The organism is Micromonospora sp. NPDC023966 (genome assembly GCF_040639095.1).
GTDB lineage: Bacteria > Actinomycetota > Actinomycetes > Mycobacteriales > Micromonosporaceae > Micromonospora.
In genome coordinates, this window is sequence record NZ_JBEZZJ010000070.1 from 1 (window position 1) to 7,582 (window position 7,582).

The window sequence follows — 7,582 nt, forward strand, 5'->3', positions numbered from 1 at the left end:
GACCGCCACGATCTGGCACAACTGGACCACCAGCCAACCCGTCATGCGCTCGCTCACCGCGTACGACCACTGACCCCTTGGAATAGATCGTCTAGAGCTCTTGCCGTTCCTCGTCCGTGCCTCGGGTTGGATCCATCCACTGCGCGCGCTCCTCTTTCTCGATATGAGAGAGCGCATTATTCATTGCCGTGATAAGGAAGCCGCCCCGTTTGGGGAGCGGGTTGCCCGAAGGTCAGGCGACGTCAGCGCTGGAGGCCTTGTCATCTGCCCAGTCGTCTATGAGGCGGTTGACCAGGTAGTCGTACACGGGCTTCAGCGCATCAGGGGGCAGATCAGGATCGACAACCTTGGCGTACATGGCTCGGACGCGAGCCTCACGTACCTCGCGAGGATCGTTGTTGGCCGGCCCTGCGAGGTAACGGCGAAGGTCAAGGGCGTCCCGGACAGCGTCGAGGAGCTGACTCATCCTGCGCGACCGGGTCAGGCCCTTGGCAGTCATGACCACCATGGGTGTCATCGTTCGAGCGTGGTGAGCTTCTGCGTAGGCAACGAACAGCTCGTTCGGCACCCCGTCGGTATGGGCGATGGCGCCGGCGACCAGGCCGACGCAGGCATCAGCCAGACGAACGGGTGACCGGCGTGTCCAGGGGTCCGAGGGACGCTCGGTGAGGGTCTGATCGGGGTTTACATGTCGCAGCAAGGACGCCGGGTTCGGATGTACGAAGTAGGTTGAGGCTGGCACGTACAGCCGCTCGTAGAGCTCACTGACCGCGGATCCGCTGGTCTCGGTGTCAATCCGCTCGGCCATCTGCGGGATGGTCGGGACCCCTGTCGCCGGAGATCCCAGGGCCGAAAGAGCTTCTTTGATCACCTCGTGAGGAACAACCTCAGCTCTATCCAGGAACGCCAGGAGCTTGCTGCTTGCCCTGAGATGCTCTGTCTTCAACCGGGCAACTACGTCCGGGCTGTGCAGGCAGTACAACGCGAGGATGCAAGCTTCTAGCGAAGACCTACCCAACAGGGCCGCTGCCTCGCGGTGGCGACCACGTACGGCCCGCCGGGTCTGCTTTTGAAGCCAAAGCAGGCGCAGCAGAGCGAGCCGTGCTACATCAGTAGCGGTAGTTGCGTCATCTGTCGGCCACGGTTCGCGAGTTGCCAGGCGACGAGCCGCCTTGCGGACGCGCCACCGCCGCACCAGGTCTGGGTAGGGCAACAGGCCCCGGACGACGGACGCCGCGAGAGCACGCATGATCGGACTCACACCTTCGAGGGTGCCAGGTGCCAGCATCACCTGGCACGCCATATTTGCTCGGCGCGAGAAGCATCATCGTCAACGCGCGTGCCAAGGCCATGGCAGGGAGCGGGGCTGCGCTGCACGCAGCCGATGCGGCCAGTAGTGGCCGGCGAAGCGGTCTCAGTCATCGCGTGCGGCCATGCGGCGGTCGATCGCGTCGAGCACGTCAATCACGAGCTCTTCCTGGAGCTTCCCAACAAAGGCAGGTTGTCTGCTTTGCAACCATACGTGGGGCTTGGAAACATTACCAGGCCGAGCCGCTATGCCGATTTACGGCTCTTTCGGATAATTTGGGGGATTCTACCGAGCTCAAGCTGCGTCGGCTCTGGCACCGAAGTTGATCGTAGCCTGCGTCTCCTGTTGATGCATGGCTGAACGCCAGGAGGATCAACCGTAGTTGGTGGCACATCTGAGCTGGTAAGGAGATCTTTGCAGGAAGATTCCTGTGTCAAGATGTAGGCGTTGCTAGGAAGGTTCTTGTATCGTCGTGCTGGGAGGTGGATGATGACTGCGGCGACTACGACCCCTCGGCGGAGCACTACGGCGACAGGCGGTCGGCGGTCTCGCTCTGCCGCAAGGAGCCCTCGGTCCACAATCTTGGCGAGCCGGGAGCGGTTCTGGCGGCCCAGCCAGCTGCCCGGCCCCCCGTCAACGGTGCAGCACCTACTTGCCGACCTCACGCGTGACGGCGAGTTGGTTCATGTGCGCAAAGGCCTGTACTGGCGGGGACGGCGCACGCCGCTGGGTATGAGCCCCCCACCAGTTGATGCATTGATCAAAGAACTGACCGGGGGTACCGGGGTAGGGCCGGCCGGGTTGTCGGCGGCCAACCTGCTACAGCTGTCTACCCAGGTTCCACGCCGTGCGCAGGTGGCGGTGCCAGCCCGCGCCCCCAGCGACACAGGTCCGGTGACCTTCGTGTCACGGGCGGCCCGCACCGCGCGACGTTCCGCGCGGCTGACCACGCCAGAGGTGGCTGTGCTGGAGGCACTCGAAGGCTGGGATCGAGTTATCGAGGTCCCACTGGCGGACGCGTGGAAGCGGCTGCGAGCGTTGCTGTGCAGTGACTCAATCGATGTGCATCGGCTGGCTCGCGCGGCAAAGACGGAACCGGCAAGCGTACGGGCGCGGCTGGCTGCGTTGCTCGATGACTCCGGCCACCACCAATCGGCTCAGCGGGTACCGCCGGTCGACCCGAGAACCCGAGCGCAGGCGTTGAGTTCTGAGCTTGCCGTGAGCGGCCAATGACCGCTCACGGCAGCGCTGCTACCGGCCGCTCGCTCTGGCGTGCTGAAGATCCGGAAACCTTCGACGCAACAGTCTTGACCGCCGCGGAACAACTGCGTGTCCAGCCACTTGCCGTGGAGAAAGACTACTGGGTCTGTGAGGCGCTGCGGGCGATCCAAGCGGCATACCCGGATGCCGTGATCTTCAAGGGCGGCACGAGCCTGGAGAAGATTCGGCTGGTGCAGCGATTCTCTGAGGACCTTGATCTGCTGATCACCGGCGAGTTCGGTGGGGCTGGCGCTACCAAGTCCGCCTTGCGTCGCATGTGTGAGGCGGCTCGTGCGGCAGTTGATGGCACTTTGACCGATGAGAAGAGTGGGGGAACACTCGGCACGATGCACCGACGTGCATATCTTCATCCTCCGCTCGTGCAGCAGAGCTCGTCCTCCGGCGCCATCGCAGATCCTCATCGCGTGCTACTGGAGTTGGGGCAGTCTGGCGGGAAGCACCCGAGCAGCAGCAGGGAGATCACCTCACTGCTGACCCGACAGTTGCAGGCAAGCGGCTTCCCGGTTGCTGACTTTGCGGACTTAACGCCTTTCACCGTGCAGGTGCTCCACCCAGGCCGCACGCTTCTAGAGAAGCTGCTGCGGATCAACAACTTCGCGTCGGCGGAGGATGCCCGTCGCGACGTGCACGGGTGGCCCCGTATCGGCCGTCAGTTCTATGACGTGTGGGCCCTGCTCGGGTCGCCCGAAGTTCTCGACTTCCTGGCTGATGTGGGCCAGGTCGCCGCTGTCCTTAACGACTGTTACCAAGTCTCTACGCTCTTTGTCCCGGACGAACCTCTGCCTGCGGGGGGTTTTGCCGAGTCGTCAGCGTTCGATGCCAGTGGTTCGCTTGCCGGACGCCTGCGCGAGGAACACGACGCGGCGATGCGCGACCTGTATTACGGCACATCGCCCGCTCCCACCTTCGACGAGGTCCTCACTCGGGTGCGCGAGCACGCAGAGTTGCTGAACATCGTCATGTAGGGTCAAGGATCCTGTGCCTCGTGCGACAGGGCTCAGGCCCAGCGGCCCACTCAGCTAGCCGGTGCATCATCGGTTCGAGCCTCTGCCGGAACTCGTCGCGCATCAGCTTCTCCATCGCTGGCGGTACGCCCGCCGGAACATCTGCCCAAAACTTCTGAGTCGGACCACATGAGTCACGCCCAAGCGCCTCGACCGTGACTGCCCCCAGGTCTGCACGACCGCTTCGGGCCACACCTCACCGATCGCGTCCGGCAGTCCTTGAGCCCGTCGCAGACCACCATGCACGCATCCGCGACGCCCCGGTTCTTCAACTCGGTGAGGACCTGCAGCCAGAACTTGGCGCCCTCACCGCCGTCACCGGCCCACAGGCCGAGGATGTCCCGGGTGCCGTCGACGGTGACGGCCAGGGCGAGGTAGATGGGCCGGTTGGCGACCTTCCCGTCGCGGATCTTGGCTCTGTCGCCGATCTTGTGATGTGGACGGTTCCATCCGGGGCAGGGCAGTTTCGTTGATCATGTCCGGCGTGTTCGCTTGTGGAGCAGCTACTGCCGCACCTGTCGGGTCTGTCGATCGAAGCCGTTGAGCAGCGTGACGGCGTAATGGTGCTGTCGGGTCGGGCTCGGGCCGCGACTGCGCGGTGCGGCCGTTGCCAGCAGCGGTCGGGCAGGGTTCATGGGCGTTATCAGCGGAGGCTGCGGGATGTCGCGATAGCGGGGATGGCGCTACTGCTTCAGGTGCAGGTCCGGCGGTTTCGCTGCGACAACACCGGCTGCCCGGCGAAGACTTTCGCGGAGCAGATCGATGGGCTAACCGCGCCGCATGCGCGGTTGACGCCGGGGCTGCGAGAAATGCTGACGCAGATCGGTTTGGCGTTGGCTGGCCGGGCCGGTTCCCGGCTGACGTCGGTGATCGGGGCGGCCGTGGGCCGCGACACGTTGTTGCGGCTGGTCAGAGCGTTACCCGATCCGCTGATGCCACCGATCACGGTGCTCGGCGTTGACGACTTCGCGTTCCGCAGAGGGCGTCACTACGGCACCGTGCTGATCGACATGATCAGCCACCGTCCGGTCGACATGTTCGACGGCCGTGACGGCGACAGCCTCGCCGCATGGCTGCGGCAGCACCCCGAAGTTGAGGTGATCTGCCGCGACCGGGCCGGCGGCTATGGCGAAGGCGCCCGCACCGGCGCCCCGGACGCGGTGCAGGTCGCGGACCGGTTCCACCTCTGGCAGAACCTGGGCCAGGCGGTCGAGAAGACCGTCAACGCGTATCGGTCCCGACTCGTCGCCCCGGCACCGCCACCAGCCGACGACACTATGCCCGCCGAGGTGCAGCCGCTACCCGAGAAGAAGATCGTGACCCGCCTTCGTGAACACCACACCGCCGTTCACCAATTGGCTGCTCAGGGCCTGAACAAGTCGGCCATCGGTCGCAAGCTCGGCCTGCACCAGGCCACGGTCCGCAAATACCTGAACGCTGCCAGCGTCGCCGAGCTGACCGCCGTCACCGAGCAACGCGCGCACCTGGTCGACGACTACGTCGCCTACCTGCACCAGCGCTGGAACGAGGGAGAACGCAACGCCACCCAGCTGTTTCGCGAGATCAAACAGCAGGGCTATCCCGGCGGGGAACTGGCCGTCCAACGTTACCTACGCCGCTTCCGCAAAGGCCTCGGCCACGCCCCGCACCCCGGCCCGAAACCGCCGTCAGGGCGCCAGGTCACCTCATGGATCATGACCCATCCCGACCATCTCGATCCCCGTGAGAAGACCAAGCTGCGTGATGTTCGCAGCCGCGACCGGGACCTGAACCGGCTGCTCAAACACGTGCGAGCCTTCGCGGTCATGATGACCGGCCGACACGGCGAGCGCCTCGAAGAGTGGATCACCGCCGTCGAACACGACACCCTCACGCCTCTGGCCGGATTCGCCCGCAACCTACGCCGCGACCTGGACGCCGTCCGCAACGGCCTGACCCTGCCGCACAGCTCCGGCCCGGTCGAAGGCAACATCAACCGCCTCAAGATGATCAAACGCCAGATGTTCGGCCGCGCCAGCCTCGAACTGCTCCGCAAACGCGTTCTGCTCGCGCACTGAGACCTCTTCACACAACCGGCGACAGAGCCCGGATCTTCACGTGCACCGCGTCCAGGAAGATCACCGGGTAGACCGGGTCCAGGGGCCGGTTCTGCCACTCGGTCATGCCCTCGACGACCTTGTCGGTGATCGTCGAGATCGTCTGCCGTGACACGTCGGCGCCGTAGACCTCGGCGAGGTGGGCCTGGATCTCCCCGGTGGTCAGGCCCTTAGCGGACAGGGAGATGACCATGTCGTCCACCCCGGACAACCGCCGTTGCCGCTTACGGACGATCTGCGGCGTGAACGACCCGTCCCGGTCGCGCGGCACGTCGATCTCGACCGGGCCGACATCGGTCAGCACCGACTTGGCCCGCACACCGTTGCGGGAGTTCCCGCCGTTCTTGCCCGCCGGGTCGCCCTTGTCATAGCCCAGGTGATCGGTGATCTCGCCCTCGAGCGCTGATTCCAGGACCCGCTTCGTCAGCTGCTGGAGCAGACCGCCGTCGCCGGTCAGCTGCAGACCCGCCGCACGGGCCTGCTCCACCAACTGGGCGACCAGCTCCGCGTCGACACCCTCCGCCGGCTGTCCCGGCCCGTTCTTCGCCACCGCGGAAGTATCCACGGCGGCCATCGATCCATCGGACATCAGGTGCTGCTCCTTGATCAGGAGTTACACCGTTCGTCTTACAGCCCCCGTTGAAGCACACGGACAGGTTGGGAAAGGAGGCTGCTGAGTGGACGGCAAGGGCGATCGGAAGACCGAGGGCCAGGAGCGTCAGAATCTCAGCGGCGGCGGGCTGAGAGGATCGCAGTCGTGACCTCTCTGCCCCAACCCGAAGACCTCACGTCGCTGGTCCTGCGTACCGACTTCGCCGATAATGAACCGCCCCGAGTCTGGTGGAGTCCTCAGACTGTGACCAGGGCTTGCTGGTCGGGCTGGTTGTGAGCGTAGAACATCGATTCGTATTCGGCCGGCGGCAGGTAGTTCAGGGCGGAGTGCAACCGCCGGTGGTTGTACCAGTCGACCCATTCAGCGGTGGCCAGTTCTACCTGGGCGGGGCTGTGCCACGGCCGCCTGGGTTTGATCAGTTCGGTCTTGTAGAGGCCGATGGTGGATTCCATCAGCACGTTGTCCAGGGCGTCGCCGACGGTGCCGATGGAGGCGTCGATGCCGGCGTCGACGTGGGTGGTGAACCGGAACGACGTGTACTGGGCGATCCCGCATCCGAGTGGTGAATGAGGCCCGCCTCGACCGGGCGGCTGTCGCGGTCGCGGCGCCACAGGCCCATGTCGAGTGCGTCCAGGACGAGGGTGGTGTGTTTGGTCGTGGCCGCGGATCAACCGACGATCGCCCGGGAGTAGACGTCGACGACGAACGCCACGTAGACCACGCCGGCGAAGGTGGCCACGTGGGTGAAGTCCGCGACCCAGCAGCGGTTCGGCGCCTGCGCGGTGAAGTCGCGTTGCACCAGGTCCTGCGCCCGCTCACCGCCGGGGTCGGCCACGGTGGTGCGGATCTTGCGGCCCCGCACCACGCCGGCCAGGCCGGCCTGGCGCATCAGCCGCTCGACCGTGCACCGGGCCAGTTGGTGGCCGTCGCGGCGCAGCGCCGCCCAAATCTTGCGAGCCCCGTAGACGCCGTGGTTGGCCTGGTGCACCTGCCGGATCTCCGCGGTGATCTTGGCGTCCCGCGCCCGTGCCGACGGCGGCATGGCCTTGCTCTTGTAGTAGGTGCTGGCGGCGATCTTCAGGCCGTGACCGGTCAGGACACGGCAGATCAGCTCGACTCCGCCGAACTGCTCCTTGTGCGCGTCGATGAACGCTACGAGCGATGCTGTGGCCGGTCGAGCTCGGCGATGCTGACTCGAAAATCGGTGAGTGGGTGGGCAGGCGGCAGCACCCGGCGGAGCGCAGCGGAGCCGGGTCGGGTTGAGGGCTTCTGATTAGGC

General features: G+C 65.4%; 5 protein-coding genes and 2 pseudogenes. 2 read left to right on the forward strand and 5 right to left on the reverse strand.

Annotated elements, in window-relative coordinates; genetic code table 11:
* Nucleotides 1-232: 232 nt before the first annotated feature.
* Complete coding sequence (locus AB0F68_RS34880) at nucleotides 233-1,303, reverse strand: DUF5677 domain-containing protein (protein WP_357346109.1); 1,071 nt, start codon at nucleotides 1,301-1,303, stop codon at nucleotides 233-235.
* A 1,235-nt stretch (nucleotides 1,304-2,538) separates the two neighbouring features.
* Here AB0F68_RS34880 and AB0F68_RS34885 point away from each other — a divergent pair.
* Nucleotides 2,539-3,555, forward strand: coding sequence for a nucleotidyl transferase AbiEii/AbiGii toxin family protein (locus AB0F68_RS34885; protein ID WP_357346111.1), 1,017 nt, complete (start codon nucleotides 2,539-2,541; stop codon nucleotides 3,553-3,555).
* 207 nt (nucleotides 3,556-3,762) lie between these two features.
* Here AB0F68_RS34885 and AB0F68_RS34890 read toward each other — a convergent pair.
* A pseudogene (locus AB0F68_RS34890) lies at nucleotides 3,763-4,007 on the reverse strand (transposase); the annotation flags it as partial.
* A 147-nt stretch (nucleotides 4,008-4,154) separates the two neighbouring features.
* Here AB0F68_RS34890 and AB0F68_RS34895 point away from each other — a divergent pair.
* On the forward strand, nucleotides 4,155-5,651 hold the full coding sequence (locus AB0F68_RS34895; RefSeq protein ID WP_357346117.1) for an ISL3 family transposase: 1,497 nt from the start codon (nucleotides 4,155-4,157) through the stop codon (nucleotides 5,649-5,651).
* A gap of 28 nt (nucleotides 5,652-5,679) precedes the next feature.
* Here AB0F68_RS34895 and AB0F68_RS34900 read toward each other — a convergent pair.
* From AB0F68_RS34900 to AB0F68_RS34910, 3 genes and pseudogenes are all read right to left on the reverse strand, one after another.
* Nucleotides 5,680-6,264, reverse strand: a pseudogene (locus AB0F68_RS34900) (transposase); the annotation flags it as partial.
* Between the two features lie 275 nt (nucleotides 6,265-6,539).
* The gene (locus tag AB0F68_RS34905) at nucleotides 6,540-6,914 is read right to left on the reverse strand and encodes an integrase core domain-containing protein (RefSeq protein ID WP_357346113.1); all 375 of its coding nucleotides are present in this window, start codon (nucleotides 6,912-6,914) and stop codon (nucleotides 6,540-6,542) included.
* A 56-nt stretch (nucleotides 6,915-6,970) separates the two neighbouring features.
* A complete protein-coding gene (locus AB0F68_RS34910; RefSeq protein WP_357346115.1) occupies nucleotides 6,971-7,345 on the reverse strand; it encodes an IS3 family transposase in 375 nt (124 codons plus the stop codon).
* Between the last annotated feature and the right edge of the window lie 237 nt (nucleotides 7,346-7,582).